Source organism: Desulfonatronum sp. SC1, assembly GCF_003046795.1.
GTDB lineage: Bacteria > Desulfobacterota > Desulfovibrionia > Desulfovibrionales > Desulfonatronaceae > Desulfonatronum.
On sequence record NZ_PZKN01000019.1, the window covers coordinates 1 to 17,989 of the forward strand.

At 59.8% G+C, this 17,989-nt stretch carries 15 protein-coding genes and 1 pseudogene; 7 read left to right on the top strand and 9 right to left on the bottom strand.

Going from position 1 to position 17,989, the window contains the following annotated elements; all coding sequences use genetic code 11:
- Window positions 1-563, top strand: a 563-nt coding sequence (locus tag C6366_RS11135; RefSeq protein ID WP_199221492.1) for a four helix bundle suffix domain-containing protein, incomplete at its 5' end; no start/stop codon positions are given.
- A 22-nt stretch (window positions 564-585) separates the two neighbouring features.
- On the opposite strand, the gene C6366_RS11140 is transcribed toward C6366_RS11135, so the two are convergent.
- The 6 genes from C6366_RS11140 to C6366_RS19615 form a co-directional block, all read right to left on the bottom strand.
- Window positions 586-2,148: an ABC transporter ATP-binding protein gene (locus tag C6366_RS11140; protein ID WP_107737961.1), complete on the bottom strand. Its 1,563-nt coding sequence runs from the start codon at window positions 2,146-2,148 to the stop codon at window positions 586-588.
- Between the two features lie 162 nt (window positions 2,149-2,310).
- Window positions 2,311-3,231 carry an ABC transporter permease gene (locus C6366_RS11145; protein ID WP_107737963.1) on the bottom strand — a complete coding sequence of 307 codons (921 nt, stop codon included), beginning with the start codon at window positions 3,229-3,231 and terminating at the stop codon, window positions 2,311-2,313.
- Complete coding sequence (locus tag C6366_RS11150) at window positions 3,221-4,318, bottom strand: ABC transporter permease (RefSeq protein WP_107737965.1); 1,098 nt, start codon at window positions 4,316-4,318, stop codon at window positions 3,221-3,223. Before C6366_RS11150 ends, C6366_RS11145 begins: the two co-directional genes overlap by 11 nt.
- A 105-nt stretch (window positions 4,319-4,423) precedes the next feature.
- Window positions 4,424-5,497, bottom strand: a complete 1,074-nt coding sequence (locus C6366_RS11155; protein WP_107737966.1) for a BMP family ABC transporter substrate-binding protein — start codon at window positions 5,495-5,497, stop codon at window positions 4,424-4,426.
- Between the two features lie 85 nt (window positions 5,498-5,582).
- The gene (gene gpt, locus C6366_RS11160) at window positions 5,583-6,074 is read right to left on the bottom strand and encodes a xanthine phosphoribosyltransferase (protein ID WP_107738070.1); all 492 of its coding nucleotides are present in this window, start codon (window positions 6,072-6,074) and stop codon (window positions 5,583-5,585) included.
- A 58-nt stretch (window positions 6,075-6,132) separates the two neighbouring features.
- On the bottom strand, window positions 6,133-6,423 hold the full coding sequence (locus C6366_RS19615; RefSeq protein ID WP_107737968.1) for a hypothetical protein: 291 nt from the start codon (window positions 6,421-6,423) through the stop codon (window positions 6,133-6,135).
- 255 nt (window positions 6,424-6,678) lie between these two features.
- Between C6366_RS19615 and C6366_RS19620 the strand changes: the two genes are divergently transcribed.
- Window positions 6,679-6,846, top strand: coding sequence for a hypothetical protein (locus C6366_RS19620; protein ID WP_158269746.1), 168 nt, complete (start codon window positions 6,679-6,681; stop codon window positions 6,844-6,846).
- 134 nt (window positions 6,847-6,980) lie between these two features.
- Here the strand turns inward: C6366_RS19620 and C6366_RS11170 are convergent, their stop codons facing one another.
- From C6366_RS11170 to C6366_RS20710, 3 genes and pseudogenes are all read right to left on the bottom strand, one after another.
- Entirely contained in the window at window positions 6,981-7,559 is a 579-nt protein-coding gene (locus tag C6366_RS11170; protein ID WP_107737970.1) for a Na+/H+ antiporter subunit E, read from the bottom strand.
- Window positions 7,560-7,623: 64 nt separating this feature from the next.
- Window positions 7,624-7,905 carry a type II toxin-antitoxin system RelE/ParE family toxin gene (locus tag C6366_RS11175; RefSeq protein WP_107737971.1) on the bottom strand — a complete coding sequence of 94 codons (282 nt, stop codon included), beginning with the start codon at window positions 7,903-7,905 and terminating at the stop codon, window positions 7,624-7,626.
- A pseudogene (locus tag C6366_RS20710) lies at window positions 7,898-8,165 on the bottom strand (type II toxin-antitoxin system Phd/YefM family antitoxin); the annotation flags it as partial. The gene C6366_RS11175 and the pseudogene C6366_RS20710, both read right to left, overlap by 8 nt.
- Before the next feature lie 470 nt (window positions 8,166-8,635).
- Here C6366_RS20710 and C6366_RS11190 point away from each other — a divergent pair.
- The 5 genes from C6366_RS11190 to C6366_RS11205 all read left to right on the top strand — a co-directional run bounded on the left by C6366_RS11190 (window position 8,636) and on the right by C6366_RS11205 (window position 17,941).
- The gene (locus C6366_RS11190) at window positions 8,636-11,851 is read left to right on the top strand and encodes a PAS domain S-box protein (RefSeq protein ID WP_107737973.1); all 3,216 of its coding nucleotides are present in this window, start codon (window positions 8,636-8,638) and stop codon (window positions 11,849-11,851) included.
- A gap of 82 nt (window positions 11,852-11,933) precedes the next feature.
- The gene (locus C6366_RS11195) at window positions 11,934-13,709 is read left to right on the top strand and encodes a PAS domain S-box protein (protein WP_107737975.1); all 1,776 of its coding nucleotides are present in this window, start codon (window positions 11,934-11,936) and stop codon (window positions 13,707-13,709) included.
- The gene (locus C6366_RS11200) at window positions 13,706-16,486 is read left to right on the top strand and encodes an ATP-binding protein (RefSeq protein ID WP_107737977.1); all 2,781 of its coding nucleotides are present in this window, start codon (window positions 13,706-13,708) and stop codon (window positions 16,484-16,486) included. Before C6366_RS11195 ends, C6366_RS11200 begins: the two co-directional genes overlap by 4 nt.
- Before the next feature lie 26 nt (window positions 16,487-16,512).
- Window positions 16,513-16,731 (top strand): hypothetical protein, encoded by a 219-nt coding sequence (locus C6366_RS19320; RefSeq protein WP_146164833.1) that lies wholly within the window; start codon window positions 16,513-16,515, stop codon window positions 16,729-16,731.
- Entirely contained in the window at window positions 16,700-17,941 is a 1,242-nt protein-coding gene (locus C6366_RS11205; protein ID WP_107737979.1) for a response regulator, read from the top strand. The genes C6366_RS19320 and C6366_RS11205 overlap by 32 nt, the downstream gene beginning before the upstream one ends.
- Window positions 17,942-17,989: the final 48 nt, after the last annotated feature.

A 17,989-nucleotide genomic window follows, 5' to 3' on the forward strand; every position in this document is an offset into this window, starting at 1 on the left:
AACCCACACGCCCCCTCCTCCCCCCTCGCGGCGACTACCGCACTCTGCTCTCCTTCCAGAAAGCCGAAGTCGTCTATGACATCACGTTTCGGTTCTGCAAAAAGCACCTCCAGCGAGGCGACCGCACAGTAGACCAGATGATCCAGGCGGCGCGGTCCGGGAAGAAGAACCTTCTGGAGGGCAGCAAGTGCGGGCTGACGTCCAAGGAGATGGAGATCAAGCTGACCAACGTGGCCCGGGGCAGTCTGGAGGAGCTGCTGGACGACTACCTGGATTATCTCCGAGCCCGGGATCACCCGATCTGGGACAAGGATTCCCGGGAGGCGACCTTTGTGCGCGATCTGGGCCGGGCAAACCCGCAAACCTTTGACCTGTTCCGCGAGTTCGTCGAGACCCGCCCGCCGGAAATCGTGGCCAATATCGCCGTCTGCCTGATTCACCAGACCAACTACCTGATCGACCGCCAGCTCCTGCGCCTGGAAAAAGACTTCATTGAGCAAGGCGGCCTCCGCGAACGGATGACCCACGCGCGGCTCCAGTACAGGAATAAGCGAAAAAGGTAGCTTCGAAGAGCGCCTCGGGAACCTACCCCGACCCGGCCATCAACAGCCCAATCCGCTTCATCCGCTCCTGATCGTCCACCGGGAAGTCGTCCATGATCTTGCCTCGGAAGATCACGGCGATCCGGTCGGCCAGGGTTACAGCTTCGCGAAGGTCACCGGTGACCAGGAGGATTCCGGCGTGTTCGCGGGCCTGGAGCAGTTGTTGCCAGACCTCTTCAGTGGAGGAGATGTCCAGCCCTTGGGTGGGTTGCTCGGCCACGATCAGCCGGGAAGCGCGGAAGAATTCCCGGGCCAGGACCAGCTTTTGGAGATTGCCGCCGGACAGCCGGCCGGCGAGCATGTCCGGAAGGCCCGGCTGGACGTTGAATTCCGCGACCTTCTCGGCAACGGTTTCCCGGGCCAACTTGCGGCGCAGCCAGGGGCCCCGGCAAAAGCCCTGGCGGGTGGTCAGCAAAAAGTTGTCCGTAAGCGTCATTTCCCGGCACACGGCCACTCCCAGGCGATCCTCGGGAATGTAGCTCAGTGACTCCTTCCAGGCAGGGTTGGCGAAAAAGGACTTCCAGTCCGCGCCCAGAATCTCCACTCTCCCGGCTCCCGGCGGCCGCAGTCCGGCCACGGTTTCCACCAGTTCCTTCTGGCCGTTGCCAGCCACCCCCACCAGGGCCATGATCTCGCCTTGGCGGACCACCAGGCTGACGTCGTCTAGACGCGGGCCGGTGAGGTGTTCCACCTGCAAGACGGGCTCTCCGGGCGTGCAGCATGCTTTTTTGATATCCAGGGACACCGTGCGCCCGATCATCAGATTGGCCAACTCTTCCTTGGACTGGATTTCCTCAGCGTCCCAGCACCCCACCAGCTCGCCGCGGCGCAGCACGGCCACCTCGTCGGCCACGGCGATGACCTCATCCAGCTTGTGGCTGATGAAGATGATCGACTTGCCCTGCTTGGCCATGTTCCCCAGGGCTTTGAACAGATGCGCGATCTCCACCGGGGTCAGCACCGCGGTGGGTTCGTCGAAGATCAGTACCTGGCTTTGCCGGTAGAGCAGCTTGAGGATCTCCACCAGTTGCCGCTCGCCCATGGACAGCTCCCAGATCCCGGCCCCCGGGTCGATGGGCAGATTGAAACGCCGAGCCAGTTCGCCCACTTCACGCTCCATGGCCTTGGGGGAGATCCAGAACCGCCTCTCCTGGCCCAGGAGCACGTTCTCGGCCACGGTCATCCGGTTCACCAGCATAAAATTCTGGTAGACCATGCCGATGCCCGCGGCGATGGAATCCTTGGGCGAATCGAAGCGTACCTCTTCGCCGCGCAGGAAGATGCGTCCGGCGTCCGGCTTGAGCCGTCCGGCCAGCATGCTCATCAGGGTGCTCTTCCCGGCCCCGTTTTCACCCAACAGGGCCAGAATCCGTCCGGGCCGGATCTCGAAACTGATGTCGTGGTTGGCCCGCACCGGGCCGAAGGACTTGGAAAGCCCTTCCAGGCGGATCAAGGGAATCTCGAGCGGGAAATTCACCGCCGGGTCGGAAGGAGGGTCAAGCGTGACCTCGGAAAGTGCGCCAAGGGATGAATCAACCTGGGTCATGCGCTAATCCTAGGATGAATAAGTCCTTATCCAGCAGTTCGTTCAAAAACCCCAAGTGCAAGGAGCAAAAAAAAAAAATCAATGTCGAAGCGTATTTATTGATACGTGAGAGTTTGAATATTTTTGCAGCAACGCGGCAATTGGGAGTTATTCAACGGACTGCTACTCTTCGGGTTCCATGTTCACGGCCAAGGCCGCCGGTGCCTCACCGCCGCGACCGATCATGGTCGAGGCGATCAACACCAGGATGGTCAGGACATAGGGGAGCATCATCAGAATCGAGGAGGGGATGTCCGTGCCCATGGCCTGCAAGCGGAGCTGAAAGGCCATCACCCCGCCGAAGAGATAGGCCCCGAACACGGCCCGGCCCGGCCGCCAGAAGGAAAAGATGACCAGGGCCACGGCGATCCACCCCCGGCCCGCGGTCAGGCCGTTGGTCCAGAGATGGATGTAGGCCAGGGAAAGGTACGCGCCGCCCAGGCCCACCAGGAATCCGCCCATGGTCACCCCCAGCCAGCGCAGGCCGACCACGTTCAGCCCGGCCGTGGCCGCGGCCACGGGGTTTTCGCCCACGGAACGCAGGTGCAGACCCAGTCGGGTATGCCGGAAAAATGCCCAGATCAGCACGGGCAGGCCGAAGGACAGGTAGACCAGCATGTCTTGCGAAAACAGGATCGGTCCCAGCACCGGGATGTCCGCCAGAACGGGCAGGGAAAACTTGGAGAAACCGACCCCCTGGGTCCCTACCAGCGGCGTTCCAAGATAATTGGCCAAGCCAACGCCGAAAATGGTCAGGGCCAACCCGGAAACCACCTGGTTGCCCTGAAAGCCCAGGCAGACCAACCCATGGACCGAGGCCAGCAACGCCGCGCAGAATCCGCCCATCAGAAAGCCCAGCCAAGGGCTGCCCGTGGCAAGACTGATCCAGAACGCGGACAGGGCGCCGATCATCATCATCCCTTCCACGCCCAGGTTCAGCACCCCGGACTTTTCCGTGATCATCTCCCCCAGGGTTGCGTAGAGGATCGGGGTCCCGGATTGCACGGCCGCGGCCAGCAACGGGATGAGCAGTTCAATGGGCATGGCTCCCTCCCTTGCCGATGGCCGCACCGAGCAGATTCAGCCGCAACCGGTAGTGATGAAAAAACTGCCCGGCCAGCACGGTGAGCAGCACCAGACCTTCCAGGATGTGGCCAAAGGCCGCCGGAACCCGCAGTTCCAGTTGCAAGACCTCCACGCCCACCCGCAGCCCGGCCAGCAAAAACGCGGCCAAAGCCATGGGCACGATCTTCAGCCGTGCCACCCAGGCCACCACAATGGCCGTGTAGCCATACCCCACCAGGATGCTGGGCTGAAGGCGATGGGCCACGGCCGAGGTTTCCACGAACCCGGCCCAACCGGCCATCATCCCGCAGATGCCCATGACCAGAAAAACCAAGAACCCATAAGGCATGAAGGCGTAGCGGGCCGCGCGCAGGCTCTCGCCGCTGGCCCGGATTTCATAGCCCAGCCGGGTCTTGTTCAGGAACAGCCAGGCCAGAACGCTGAGCACCACGCAGAGCACCAGGCCCCAGTGCAGCCGGGTCCCGCCGAGCATCCCAATCTGGGCCGCGGCCGGGTACTCCATGGTCATGGGAAAGTTTCGGCCCGCCGGGTCTTTCCAGGGCCCGTAGACCAGGTAGTTCAAAAAAAGAATCCCGATGTAGTTGAGCATCAGGGTGGAGATGATCTCGTTGACCCCCAGCCGGACCTTGGTCAGAGCTGGAATCAGGGCCCACAAGGCCCCGGCCGTCCCGGCGCAGAGCATCATCAGTGGCAGCAGCACCGGGGCGGGCAGGTGGGGAAAGGTCAGCACGGCCCAGGCCGCGCCGATGGCCCCCAGGGCAAACTGGCCCTCGGCCCCGATGTTCCAGATCTGCATCCGGAAGGTGAAGGAGACCCCCAGAGCGCACAGATAAATGGGGATGGCCTTGCGCAGGGAGTCTTCCAGGGACCAGGCGCTGCCGAAGCCACCCTCCCAAAGCAGGGCCATGGCCCGGAGCGGAGCCACGCCCTGCACGGCCAGGGCCGCGCAGGCCAGGGCCAGGGACAACGCCAGGGCCGCGAAAAAAACAAGGACCGAACCCCATCCCAGGGGCTCGGTCCTTTTAACAACGCGAATCAGACGCATGCCGACAACCAGTGCCTGTGGCGCTGCGGATGGCGATACATGAGGGTCAACCGCGTTGCCTTATCAGAAGTGAAAAAAGCCTTCTCCAAACAGTTCAACGGACTGCTATCGGGTGGACCCCACAACTCCGCGAACGAACCAGTCCATGGACAGCATTTCCTCGTCCGTGGCCTGAACGCCTTCGGCGATCCGAACCTCGCCCTGCTGGTCCAGCACCGGGCCGACAAACACATCCGTGGCGCCGGAGCGGATTTCTTCCTTCTTGGCCAGAACCTGATCCTGGACCTCCTGGGGCACCATGGGGCCGAAGGGCGCCAAGTCCACCAAGCCGCGATCCAGGCCCCACCAGATGGACTCACTGGTCCAGGTTCCGTCCTGGACCTGCTGGATCACGTGCTTGTAGATCTCGGCCCAGTTCCAGATCGGGGCGGTCAGGTGAGCCTTGGGCGCGAAGGCGCTCATGTCCGTGTTGTAGCCCACGGAGTAAACGCCCCGCTCCTCGGCCGCCACTTGAGGGCCGGGGGAATCCTGGTGCATGGCGATCACGTCCGCGCCCACATCCAGCAGACTGTTGGCCGCCTCTTTCTCCAGGGCCGGATCATACCAAGTGGAACTCCAGACCACGCGCACCTGGACGTCCGGATTCACGGCCTGAGCGCCAAGGGTGAAGGCGTTGATCCCGCGGATGACCTCAGGAATGGGGAACGCGGCCACGTAGCCCAGAATGTTGGACTCGGTCATGGCCCCGGCCACCATGCCGGCAAGATAACGCGGCTGATACATCCGCCCGAAGTAGGTGCCCACGTTCTCGGCCTGCTTGTATCCGGAACAGTGCATGAACACCACGTCCGGATGCTGGGCCGCGACCTTGAGCACGGAATCCATGAACCCGAAGCTGGTGGCGAAGATCAGGTTGTGCCCCCGTCGGGCCATCTGCGTCAGTACCCGCTCCGAATCCGGCCCCTCGGACACGGACTCCACGAAAGTCGTCTCCACCCCGTCCAGGGCATCGATGGCCTTCCGGCCGTCGTCATGGGCCTTGGACCAGCCCGCGTCGCCCACCGGCGAAACATAGATAAACCCAGCCTTGATCTCCTTGGCCGCCGCGACGCCGGACCCCATCAGCAGGGTCAGGGCCACCAACACCGCCGTCATAATCCCAAACACGCCTCGCTTCATACTCGCATCCTCCAGACTTCAGGTTAAGGTTTTATTAGGGTTATCATGATTTCAATGATCGCCCAACTGTCCGCATCCATTCGGATCATTTCCCCTTCTGATCCGCCAGGGGCTCCACGAACCGGGCTTCGGAATCCCAGGGGAAGAGTATCCAGGTATCCTGGCTGACCTCGGTGATGAAGGTGTCCACCATGGGCCGCCCGGCCGGCTTGGCGTAGACCGTGGCGAAATGGGCCTCGGGCAGCATCTCCCGGACGATCTTGGCCGTACGTCCGGTGTCCACCAGATCGTCGATGATCAGGGTCTTGGCCGTCACCTCCGGAGCCAACGGCTGGAAGCGCTTCAGCACGGAGCATTGGCCCTGATCCTGCCATGCGTAACTGGACACGCAGACCGTATCGATGACCCGGATCTCCAGTTCCCTGGCAATGACCGCCGCCGGCACCAGCCCGCCACGAGTGATGGCCACGATGCCTTGCCACGGTCCCAGATCCAGCAACCGCCAAGCCAGGGCCTTGGAGTCACGATGCAGTTGATCCCAGGAAATCGGATAGAGTTTGTTGTACCGGTCTTTCATGATGAAGGGGGGGTGAAGGTTCAGGTGTCCAAATGAAAATTTTCCGAAGCGCCGGGGATCATCCTTTCGGTCCGTTTCTCGGGTCATCCAGCCGTCTGATTTCACAATCATATTCCCGTCGAGCCTGGAATTCCCGATGCACGGAGGGACCGTCTTTTGCCCCGCCCATCTTATAGCGCATCCACTTCCACCGAATCCACATGACCAGACCGGCGGTGACCACGAAGGCGATAAACACCAGAAAAAAAACCGCACCAAGAAACACGCCCAGCACGGCCAAAGGGAGCAACAGAATCCAGCCCCACCAAGGGAAACGGGGCGAAAGAAAAAAGATGCGGCGATGATGCATGGATGGAGGAGGATTTGATATGTGAGAGTTTGAACGTTTTGCGCGACGCAGAAATTGGGAGTTCTCAACGGACTGCTAAAACTACAGCGAAAACTTCATGCTTTGATCAGCAATACTCCCTGAGAGTGGCCCACGGAACACACGGAAAAATCCTGGGAGCGAGGGCATCATGCCCTCGGCATTTTTACACGTTTCAGCAAAGTTTCGCTGTAGTGCTAAAGCTTGCTCCACTCGGGATCGACTGGGACTTCAAAGATGCTCCTGCAAGCGGTCAATTTCCGGCTGCCCCAATGCCAGGGGGTCAGTGAACTTAACGCCCCAACACAAACCATCCCTACGGACAATCCGTCCGCCGACGCCCTGAAGCGCGGAACGCTAAAATTCGGCTCCACGTCCACCCGGGGCGCGCTTCGTTGTTCCTAGTCCATGGCCTGTCAGTATCCGGCTAGCAGCCATTCACTCCCACATTTCCCCTGACGGCTTCTCGTAACCGGATCAGGGTCGAAAGGCAATGCCAATCCCGCGTGAAGCCTCGGTCAATCGGACTTGGTCGGCATTCAGTCCGTGCCCGCAAACGTACATTGACAGCCATTATGATCCCTGAACATCCCCGCGACCTTCCGTTCCAGCTCGCGCAAGGTCGAGGAGTCCGCGAGACGTTGGTCCAGGACGTGGATAAGGGCTTTGTCGACTTGAAGATCCACGGCGGCCGTGCCGGGAAGGAGGCTGACCACCCACACGAAGAGCACCCTGGCCGCTTCGGATTCCTTGGTGAAGACGTGGGTGATCAAGATGGGCGTCACGTTCACCTTAAGCCGCATGGAACGCGAGGCCACATCCAAGCCGCCCAGCAGAGACTGCCACAGAAAGAACGGCAGAAAACGGACCACGGCCAAGGGCCGCAGGGGCCAGGACCGGGGTGGCAACAAGCGAAAACTGACAAGTACGGCCATTCCGACGCCAAGCAGTCCAAGGACGGAGAAAAGAGAGCCGCCCTCGGTCAATATCCACCAGAGCAAGCTGAATCCCAATATCCGGGCCAGCACGCCGCCCGGGCCGGGAAAGCTCCACGACGACTCGGGACTCTGAGCCGATTCTGATGAATTACACCTGGACTCTTTTTTCGGTTCCGCCATGATCGCCCCCTACCGCCCACTCCAGCAAGTCAAGGCCAAAAAAAAAGCGCAGACAAAGCGTGCTTCAGCGCTTTGCCGTCGTCTTGAAAACCGAACCACGTTCACGCTTCCCCACTGCGATGACCACGACCACGAAGACAGCGTCACGAACTTCATAGACCAGGCGATATCCAGCACTTTTCAGCTTGATCTTGTATCGGTGAGCGCTTCCGGACGGACGGGAGGCGGGCACATGCGGGTTGTGGAGTCTTTCCTGGAGCTTAAGTTTGAATTGTTCTCGAAGATGTTCGTCCAGCTTTTGCCACTCCTTCAAGGCTTGCTCCTTGAACCGTAACGTATAATTCATCAAGGGCTACTTCCACTTCCGGCTGATCCTTGCGGTCATCGGCCAATGCGTTCAACTCCAGATCTTCCAGCCTGTCCGGGCCTCGTAGGCCCGCGACGGAACACAGCAAAAGGACGGTTTGTTCCGGTTCAAAATCGCCACGGCAAAGCCGTCGCCCGCCTCCACGCAAAGCCGTCGCCCGCCTCCACGGTCTTCATGGGATTTTTCTTGAGTTCGGATATGCTGGCCGTATTATCCGCGAGAACAAGATTTGTCGGCATGAGACGTCTCCTGTTTTATTTTTGTTCAAGACCTAAATATAAGACCTTGGAAAAAATCTCGTCAAGTTGGGGCCGGACTTATAACCATGCGGCCACAACAACCTAAGTGTTCAGGGGCAATAATCAACCCCTCCGTGCGACACGGTCGTATAAAAAAAGGCACTAAAATACGTCCCCTCGTGTCGTATACATCCGGACGCGTTTTGATATCATTCCTGTAAAAGTTTAATAGGAAAGCGCCGCGGCGAAGGCCCTGTCCGCTGAGGTGGAAGAGGCCCGTTGAGGTGCGAAAAAGTGGAAGAAAGGATAGTCTTCATCCGGATTTGCCTCTCGGGAATTCACGCAGATATCCCCAAGGGCAGGACTTGAGACGGAAGGACCAAATAACGGAGAAAGCCTTAAAAAATATCCACAAAAACCTGAATCCGTGGACAATTGCGCGTCCATGGCGAGTCTGAAGACCTGAAACAATGTCGAAGCACCCAAAAACTCCTCTTCAATCCAACGCCACGCATGCCGACGTGCCGACTATCTACAAACTTGGCAGTCGCTTGCGATATTTACGTTCAGTAAAAAACCTGACTCAGGCCGAAGTGGCGGAAAAAGCCGGGCTCAGCCTCCGGCAGATCAATCGCATCGAGTGCGGGGCAAGATCCCCTTCTTTCCCGGCCTTGGAGAATATCAGTCAGGCCCTGGAAACCAACCTGCTCAACCTGTTCCTCTTTGCCGACGATATCCTGGAAAACGACCCGTCAGGAGAACACCCGGGCTTCGCGGAGACTGGCGGCGCGTGGCCAGGCGACTACTGCACTCCCGTCTGGGTTGGGACATGGACCTTGGCGTCTTCGGACGGCAGGCGGACAAATTGGAGTTCGGCCGTTTATTCCATGCTGGGATATCAGCCGTATTCCGTCAAACCCACGGCAAAACGCTTCCTCAAACACGTCCGCCAGGAAGAACACTCCGCGGTGCAAGAGTTCCTCGACAAAGCCGGGCAAGGACAAAAGATCAGCCTGGTGCTTCAGGTGAAGACAAAATCATTGAGTGAACGGACCTTGTGCATCAGTGTGGATACCCAGCGGACGAAAGCCGACGCACCTGAGAATGTTTTGCTGATTCTTCAAGATATTACGGAATTTGGAGAACTTGCCAGGGCTCTTGTACACAACAAATGCGAATTGGAGGAGCATGTTCGCGAGAGGAACAGGGAACTGAGCCTTGCCGTTGAAAAGTACCAATTCGAAGCGTTGGAGAGAAGTAAAGCGCAAGCTCGACTGCGCATAAGCGACCTGATGGTCTGGCATTCCTCGAACGCCCAGATTTTCGTGGACAAGAACGGGATTATCGGCTCGGTAAACGCCGCTTATGAACGACTGGTCGGAGCATCCTCCCAACAGTTGCTGGGAAGAATTTATGCGGACTTTCTTGTCGAGCTGCTCAGCAAGAAGTTTTATGATCAAGAAGTGAGACCGCAGCTCGTCCGGGTTTCACGGTTGGGTGAAGCTGCGTTTTGGAAAGGTTGGGTGGAAGTCAAGCACCTGGGACGTCTTTTTCTGAGGATCAGCTACTCCCCTTGTTGGGAAGGCAAAGAGATTCTCGGTTTGGTCGTCACGATCCACGACTTGACGGCCCTCGTCACATCACAAAGAGAACGAGAGGAAAGTGAAACCAGATATCGCTCACTTTACGAAGACACTCCGGCCATGCTGCATTCCATCGACAAGGATGGAAAAATCATCAGCGTCAGCAATCCGTGGCTTGAAAAGCTCGGTTATACCCGGGATGAAGTTTTAGGACGCCGCTCCGTGGACTTTTTCACGGAGGAGTCCAAATGTCGGGCTCTGGAAGAGAACATCCCGATTTTTTTTGAAACCGGTTCCGCAAAAGACCTGCCGTACCAAATGGTAACCAAGGACGGGCGGATACTGGACGTGTTGATGTCCGGCGTATCCGAGTTTGGTAAGGACGGTGTTTTCGTCCGATCCATGGCCGTCACCGCGGACGTTACGGAACGTCGAAAGACTGAAAAAGCGCTTCGGGAGAGTGAACAACGCTTCCGTGCATTGGCCGAAAACCTGCCGGTGCTGCTCAATGCCGGTACGAAAGACGCACGGTTTACTTATTGGAACAAGACCTCTGAAATCATTACCGGCTACTCCAAGGAAGAGGTGATCGAGAATCCCAAGGCCTTTGCCCTGATGTATCCGGACCAGGTTTATGCTGCGCGAATTTTGTGCGAATGGGAGGAAGCAGGGAGCGAGTTTACCAACAAGGAGATTGCGCTGACCGCCAAGGACGGAACAACACGCCACATCGTTTGGTCCAATCTGCCCCCGGAACTGAGCTACACCGGGGACGATGTCTGGGCCGTCGGCGTGGATGTCACGCGGCGCAAGCTGTCCGAGGAGGCGCTGATGCAGCGGGAGCAGCTTCTGGAAGTCGCTGCGTGCGCCACCCTGAATCTCTTGCGCGACGTGGAGTTGGGGCCATGCGTCACCGATATTCTGGCCTGTTTGGGGCAAGTCACCAACACCGACCGGGTCTATGTATTCAGAGATCATGTGGATGAGGAAACCGGACTGCTCCTGACCAGCCAGACCTGGGAATGGGTCAACACGGGCATCGTGCCGCAAATCGACAATCCGGACTTGAAAAACGTACCGTACCTAGAGGCTTGTCCTCGTTGGCGGCAGGCAATGGAGGCTGGAAAATGCATCTCAGGACATGTCCGACATTTTCCGGATGAAGAACGAGGCCTTCTTGAGCCTCAAAACATTCAGAGCCTGCTCGTCGTCCCGATACATTCCGACGAACGGGTTTGGGGATTTCTGGGTTTTGATTCGGTGCGCACGGCACGCGATTGGACCTTCGCGGAAGAAAACGTCCTGCGCATCGTGGCCTCGGCCATCGGAGCGGCAATCGCGCGCAAGGCAAACGAAACATTCATCAAGCAGCAGGCCGAGACAACGAGTCGGGTCAAATCCGCCTTCCTGGCCAAGATGAGCCACGAAGTCCGCACTCCTTTGTCCGGCATTATGGGTCTGACGGACATGCTTTTGGACACGCCGCTCAGTCCGGAGCAGCGGGAGTATCTCGAACTTGTCCGGAATGCCAGAAGCAGGATGCTCACCCTGACCACCGACATCCTCGATCTCTCAAAAATCGAGGCCGGCAAGCTGGAACTGAAAGACGCGGCCTTCGAGCCGCGCCGGACAGTGGAGGACGTTGGTCATTTGTTGGCCGGCCAGGCCCACAAAAAGGGCCTGGACCTTGTCTGGGACGTCAATGCAAAAGTTCCGCGCCTGCTCGTGGGGGATGAGGGGTGTCTGCGACAGGTGTTGTTGAATCTTGCGGTCAATGCCCTGAAGTTCACCGACCAGGGCGTGGTCGTCGTCCATGCGGGCCTGGAAGAAGACCGGGCGAACAAAACTCTGCTGCGCTTCACGGTCAGGGACACGGGTCCCGGCATTCCTCCGGACCTGATCTCCGACCTGTTTTCCCCGTACAACCAGGTCGGCAAGACGTCTCGTCATGGGGGGACCGGGCTGGGCCTGGCCATTTGCAAGGAACTGGTGGAGTTGATGGGCGGTACTATCGGGGTGGAAAGCACCGAAGGTCGCGGTTCCATCTTCTGGTTCACGGCGTGGTTCAAGAAGGAGCCGGAACCAAAGACGGACTCCGCGTAGCCGGAGCGGCTGAGCAGAAAACGGATTTTCGGGGTTTCTGTCGCATCGATGCCGTGAACCCTTTGCAACAAAGGAGGAACGTATGATTGCCGGACTAAAAGCAAGTCCATTCGCAGCTCTCTTTCTCCTCCTGCTCCCCTTCGTTTCGCCGGCCTGGGCTGTCATCCCCCGGGCCGGCCCGTCCCCGCCGTCCGAGAATCCGCGGGTTCTGATCCTGATCGGCCCGCAGTACGGGCTGCCCATGCTGGAGGCCGTCATCCCCCCGTTGGTAGGCATGTTGACGGACGGCGGGTTCAGTCTGGACGACATCTTCGTGGAATTCCTGGATCTGCACCGCCATGGCGATCCGGAACACCGCTCCACGATCCTGGCCCTGCTCCGGCACAAGCTGACGGGCTCGCGCGGCGGCCTGATCATCGGCGTCAACCAGGGCGCCGTGGATTTCGTGACCCAAGAGGGCGCGGACCTTCTTCCCGACGCGCCCATGCTCATTCCCATCCTGGAAAAGCAGCCTGACTGGCGGAACGCCTCCCGCATGCTAATCACCCTGATCTCCCGTCAAGACGCCGAAGGCACGCTGCGCCACGCCCTGGATCTTTTTCCCGACACCAGGCGGGCAGTGCTGATCATGGGCAAGGATGATCACAAAGCACCTTTTGTGGAGCCGATATCCAAGGCACTGGCGGCGTTGCCGCGACAACTGGAAGTCGAGACCACGGCCCACCTTTCCTGGGATGAAATGCTGAAACTGGTTGCGAACCTCCCTCGAGACGCCATTGCATTTTATGGGTCCTACTTTGAGGACACCACCGGTCGCTCCTTCGTCCCGGCCGAGGTGGCGGGCAGGGTGGCGGAACAGGCCAACGTCCCGGTCTTTGCCTTCCGGGACATGCACATCGCCCAAGGACTGGTGGGCGGTTCCGTGGCCGTCACCTCCGATCTGGGCCGGCAGGCCGGGCGTATCGCCCTGGACTATCTGCAAGGCCGCCTCCGGTTGACCCATCCGGTGACGTCCTTCGACGTCCGCAACGTTCCCCTGTTCGACTGGCAGCAGCTCCAGCGCTGGGGCGCGGACAACCGGAAATTGCCGGAGAACACGATATTCCTGAACAGGCCGACCTCTTCTTGGGATGAGCACATGGACGCCGTATTTGTTGCGGTGGTCAGCTTTATCGTCCTGCTTCTGCTGACCACCGCGTTGATTGTCGTCAACCGCCGCCAAAAGACGGCCCTGACCCGGCTCAGGCAAGCCGAGGGGGATCTGCGCAAGAGCGAGGAACAGCATCGCCGACTGTTCGAAACCATGACCCAGGGCGTGATTTATCAGGCCGCGGACGGGGCCATTATCTCCGCCAACCCGGCCGCGGAGCGGATTCTGGGCCTGAGCTTGGACCAGATGCAAGGCAAAACGTCCATGGACCCGCGCTGGAAGATGATCAAGGCCGTCGGCAGCGAGGTGCCTGGAACCGAACACCCGGCCATGATCGCGCTGCGCACCGGGGAAACCGTGGGGCCGGTGGTCCGGGGCGTGTTTCATTCAGAAAAGAACGCCTATATCTGGTTGTCCATCACCGCCATCCCGCTGTTCCGAGCAGGAGAATCCAATCCTTTCGAAGCCTATGCCACATTCAACGATATTACGCGACAGAAAATGCTGAATGATCAACTGGAACAGCACGTCCGGGACATGGAGCAGCGTTATGGGGAGCTGGAATCATTCCGAAAGGCATCCGTGGGGCGCGAACTGGATATGATCGCGCTCAAGCGCCGGATCAACGAGCTGTCCCGGCAACTGGGCCGGGCCGAGCCCTATGACCTGGGCTTTGCGGACGCCCTTCCGAAGGATGAGCGATCATGACGCATGCACCCCGGGAACGACCAGAAATCACGCTGCGGATATTTCTTGCGAGGTTGATCTGGGTGTCCCTGTTGCCCCTGCTGCTGATGGGAGCATGGCTGGCCTGGGACAGCAAGCGTACGGCGTTGATGAAGCAGGAAAACAGCGCGAAGCGTCTGGCAAGCACGTTCATGACCACAATGGACGCGTACCTGGATGCCCGGAAGCGGGCCCTGAACCTGCTGGCCGCCACGCCCATGCTGGACGATCCGGCGCGGTGGCCGGAATTTTATGCCCTGGCGCAATCCTTTCAGCGCTTTTTCGACGGCCATGTCATCCTGGCCGAGGCGGACGAGCCCATGCGCATGCTTTTGAACACCCGGGCTCCCCTGGGGGCGCAACTGCCGATGCTGCCCGGGGCGGACCGACAATCCACCGTTTCCATGGCCATTGCCCACGGCAGGCCCGCGGTGGGCGACATTGGTTTCTGCCCGGTGGACGGAGAGCCGTTGAACTGCATTGCCGCTCCAGTGGTGCGAAACGGGAAAATCGTCTTCGTGCTGCTGAGCACCTTTGCAACGAGCCTGCTCCAGGAGCAGGCGGACCAGTTTGAACTGCCCCCGGATTGGGCCATGTACCTGCGGGACGGCTCCGGGAACGTCATCGCTCAACGCCTGCCGCCTGAGTTTGACGTCGGACGGGACGCATCGCCGGAAAGACGTTTCGTGGTCCAGTCGACTGTGGGCCCCTGGTTCGTGGAAATGGTAATCCCGGACAGGGTCTGGCTTTCCTTGCGCGCCCAGTACGCGATTCCGATACTCCTGGGGTTGTTGGCCACCACCATGGTCGGCGTGCTGGGAGCAAGGCTTGCCGGCAACCGGCTGCAGCGGGCCGTGGCCTCCCTGGTCGGTCCGCCGCCGACCAAACCGGCGGCCCGGATCGTCGAGATCGAAAAGGTGCGTCGGCTGCTTGCCTCCACGCAGGGGGAACTGCGTCAAAGTGAACTGTACTTCCAACGATTGTTTGAAGACGCCCCTGCCGCCCTGGCCCTTTCCAACCAGGAAGGGGTTATTCTCAGCCGCAATACACGCTTTGACGAACTGACCGGCTACTCCGCGGACGAGACATCCACCTGGGCCGAATGGTGGTCCCGCGTCTGCCCCGAGCCTGAGCTTCGGACCAAGGTTCTGGCAGACTGGAAATCCACCATCGCCACTCCTGACGCAACCCCGGTGGAACACCGGATTCGGCGCAAGGACGGAGCTGAGCGCATTGTTCAGCTTTTCTCCGTGGGATTCAACAGCGGGATACTGTGCAGTTTTCTGGATGTCACGGAACTGCGCCGGGCGGAAAATGAACTGCGCGCACGTCAGGAAGCCAAACTGGAACACCACGCCGAGATGCGCCTTGCCCTGCTCAACCAGATGCAGGACGCCAACGCGGCCCGGGAGCGTGCCGAAACGGCCTTGGCCGCGCTGCGGGAATCAAATCAACGGCTAGCGGCATTCCTGCGGGTCAGCCAGGCCGTTTCGTCGTCATTTGAGCGGCATGTGGTCATGCAGTCGCTTGTGGACAATGCGGCCAAGGCCATGAACCTGTCCAACGGGGCGATTTACCTGAAAGAAGACGAGACCATCCGCCTGGCCGCCTCGTCCCCCGCCCTGTCCGAGGATTTTCCGGAACACTTCCGCCGCGCACCGCTCCGCGCCCACCCCCATGTTGCCCGGACCCTGGCCTCGGGCGGGCCGGTGTTCGTGGCCGACGCGGCTACGGCGCCCTTCACGCCGGAGGAGGCGGAAATCGCGCGGTCCCTGGGCCTGCGCTCGGTTCTCTATCTGCCTGTCCTTCTGCAAGGCCATGCTCTCGGCGTAATGATCCTCTCGGATGTTGCCAAACCACGCACGTTCCACGCGGAAGAGGTCACACTCCTGCAAGGGTTCGCCAATCAGGTCGCGCAGGTCATGGACTCTATCCGCCTTTTCGAAGATGTCCAAAACCACGCGGTGCAACTGGAGCAGGAAATCGGCCAGCGCAAGGAGGCCGAAGAAGCGCTTCAGTTGCTCAACCAGGAGCTTGAAGAGCGCGTCCGTCAGCGCACGTTGGAACTGGAAGGGGCCATCAAGCAGCTTGAGGCGTTTAGCTATTCCGTGTCCCATGATTTGCGCGCACCGTTGCGGGGGGTGACCGGACTGACCCGTATTCTACTTGACAAGCACGCCGCGGGACTTTCCGAGGAGGGCCGGAAACTGTGCGCCATGATCACGGACAACGCCATGGCCATGGGCCTGCTGATCGACGACTTGCTGCAGTTTTCCCGGGCCGGTCGCAAGGCCCTGCACGTTTCGCCCATTGATATGACGGCCATGGTCCGGGCGGTCATCGATGAACTGAGGTTAACCGAAGACGCGGCCCGGGTGGATTTTCAGGTGCAGGACCTGCCCCCCGCCGAGGCTGACCCGGGCCTGTTACGCCAAGTCTGGCAGAATCTGCTGGCCAATGCGGTCAAATTTTCATCCAAACAGGAACGTCCCGTGGTCCAAGTCCGCGCGGAGCGGAAAGACGGACAAATGGCCTACCATGTCCAAGACAACGGCGCGGGATTCGACATGCGGCATGTACACAAGATTTTTGGTGTCTTCACGCGCCTGCACTCCACCAAGGATTTCGTGGGCACGGGCGTCGGGCTGGCCATCGTCCAGCAAATCATCACGCGCCACGACGGCCAAGTCAGGGCCCAGGGCGAGCCGGACAAGGGTGCGACGTTTTCGTTCACGCTGGGCGTCGGGCGGGACAAGTAGCGAGATTAAAACGACAAGGAGCAACCATGCCAGAACCGATATGGGTATTGATCGTCGAGGGTCTGCCCACGAATTCAGTCATCGTGGGGCAGACTCCAACCGTGACCCACCACAAGCACATCCCCAACACCACAGTGACCACCCACACCCTGCCTGGCGACCTGGAAAGATTTCTGGCCGCCGAAATGGGCGACTACCTGAGAGAGCAAAGCCATGAAGCATCGAATTTTGTTCGTGGACGATGAGCCACAGATCCTGCAAGGATTGCGGCGGATGCTGCATGGTCAGAGCAGGGACTGGGAAATGCATTTCGCGCCAGGCGGGAAAGAAGCCCTGGAGGTAATGGCCGCAACGCCAATGGACATGGTGGTTTCGGACATGCGCATGCCGGGCATGGACGGGGTCCGGTTGCTGACCGAGGTCAAGAGCCGCTTCCCCAAGGCGGTTCGGGTGGCCTTGTCCGGCCAAATGGACGAACGGATGATCATGGGCTCCACCAAGGTGGTGCATCAGTATCTGAGCAAGCCATGCTGCCCGGAAATCCTGATCTCCGTGCTCCGACGCATCCTGGCCCTGCGCCGTTATCTGGCCGAGGAAGCCCTGGCCGGTCTTACATCCAGCCTGGACCAGATCCCCAGCCTGCCCAAAATGTATCTGGCCATCCAGGAGGAATTGCAATCTCCTCACTGTTCCCTGAAGAAAATCGGCGAGATCATTTCCACGGACGTGGGCATGTCCGCCAAGATTCTGCAACTGGTCAATTCCTCGTTTTTCGGAATGCGCACCAAGGTTGTCAGCCCGGCCCAGGCCGTGAACCTTCTGGGCACGGAAACGGTCAAGGCCTTGGTGCTGCACGTTCAGATCTTCTCCCAATACGATCCCAGGAAATGTCCGAACTTTTCCCTGGCCCGGCTTTCCCGGCACAGCCTGATAACGGCAACTCTGGCCAAACGGATCTGTGCCATGGAAAACACGACCAAGGACGTTCAGGAGGACGCCTTTCTGGCCGGCATCCTCCATGACGTGGGCAAGCTGATTTTTGCCGTGAACTGTCCGGTTCTCTACGACGAGATGCTGGAATTGATCTCGTCCCGGAACATGTCCCTGGCCACTGTGGAGGGGGACGCGCTGGGCGCCGATCATGCCCAGCTCGGAGCCTATTTGCTCGGCTTGTGGGGCATGGCCGATCCGGTGGTGGAAGCCATCGCCTTTCATCACAACCCTGCGATGAGCGACACGGGCCAGTTCACTCCCTTGACGGCCCTGCATGCCGCCGACTCCCTGATCATCGGCATCCAGCCGGAAGGACCCACGGGCAAGGCCGAGGGTCCGGACATGAACTATCTCGAAGCCCGCGGGCTGGGCGACCGGATCGCGGACTGGGAGAAACCGGCCAAGGAACTTTTCGGAATGGCCGTGGGCGAGGCCTCGCCCACGAAGCAAGACGGCACATGACAACCCAACGTACGCATATTTTGCGCCGAACGCGTGGAGTGCCTCCCC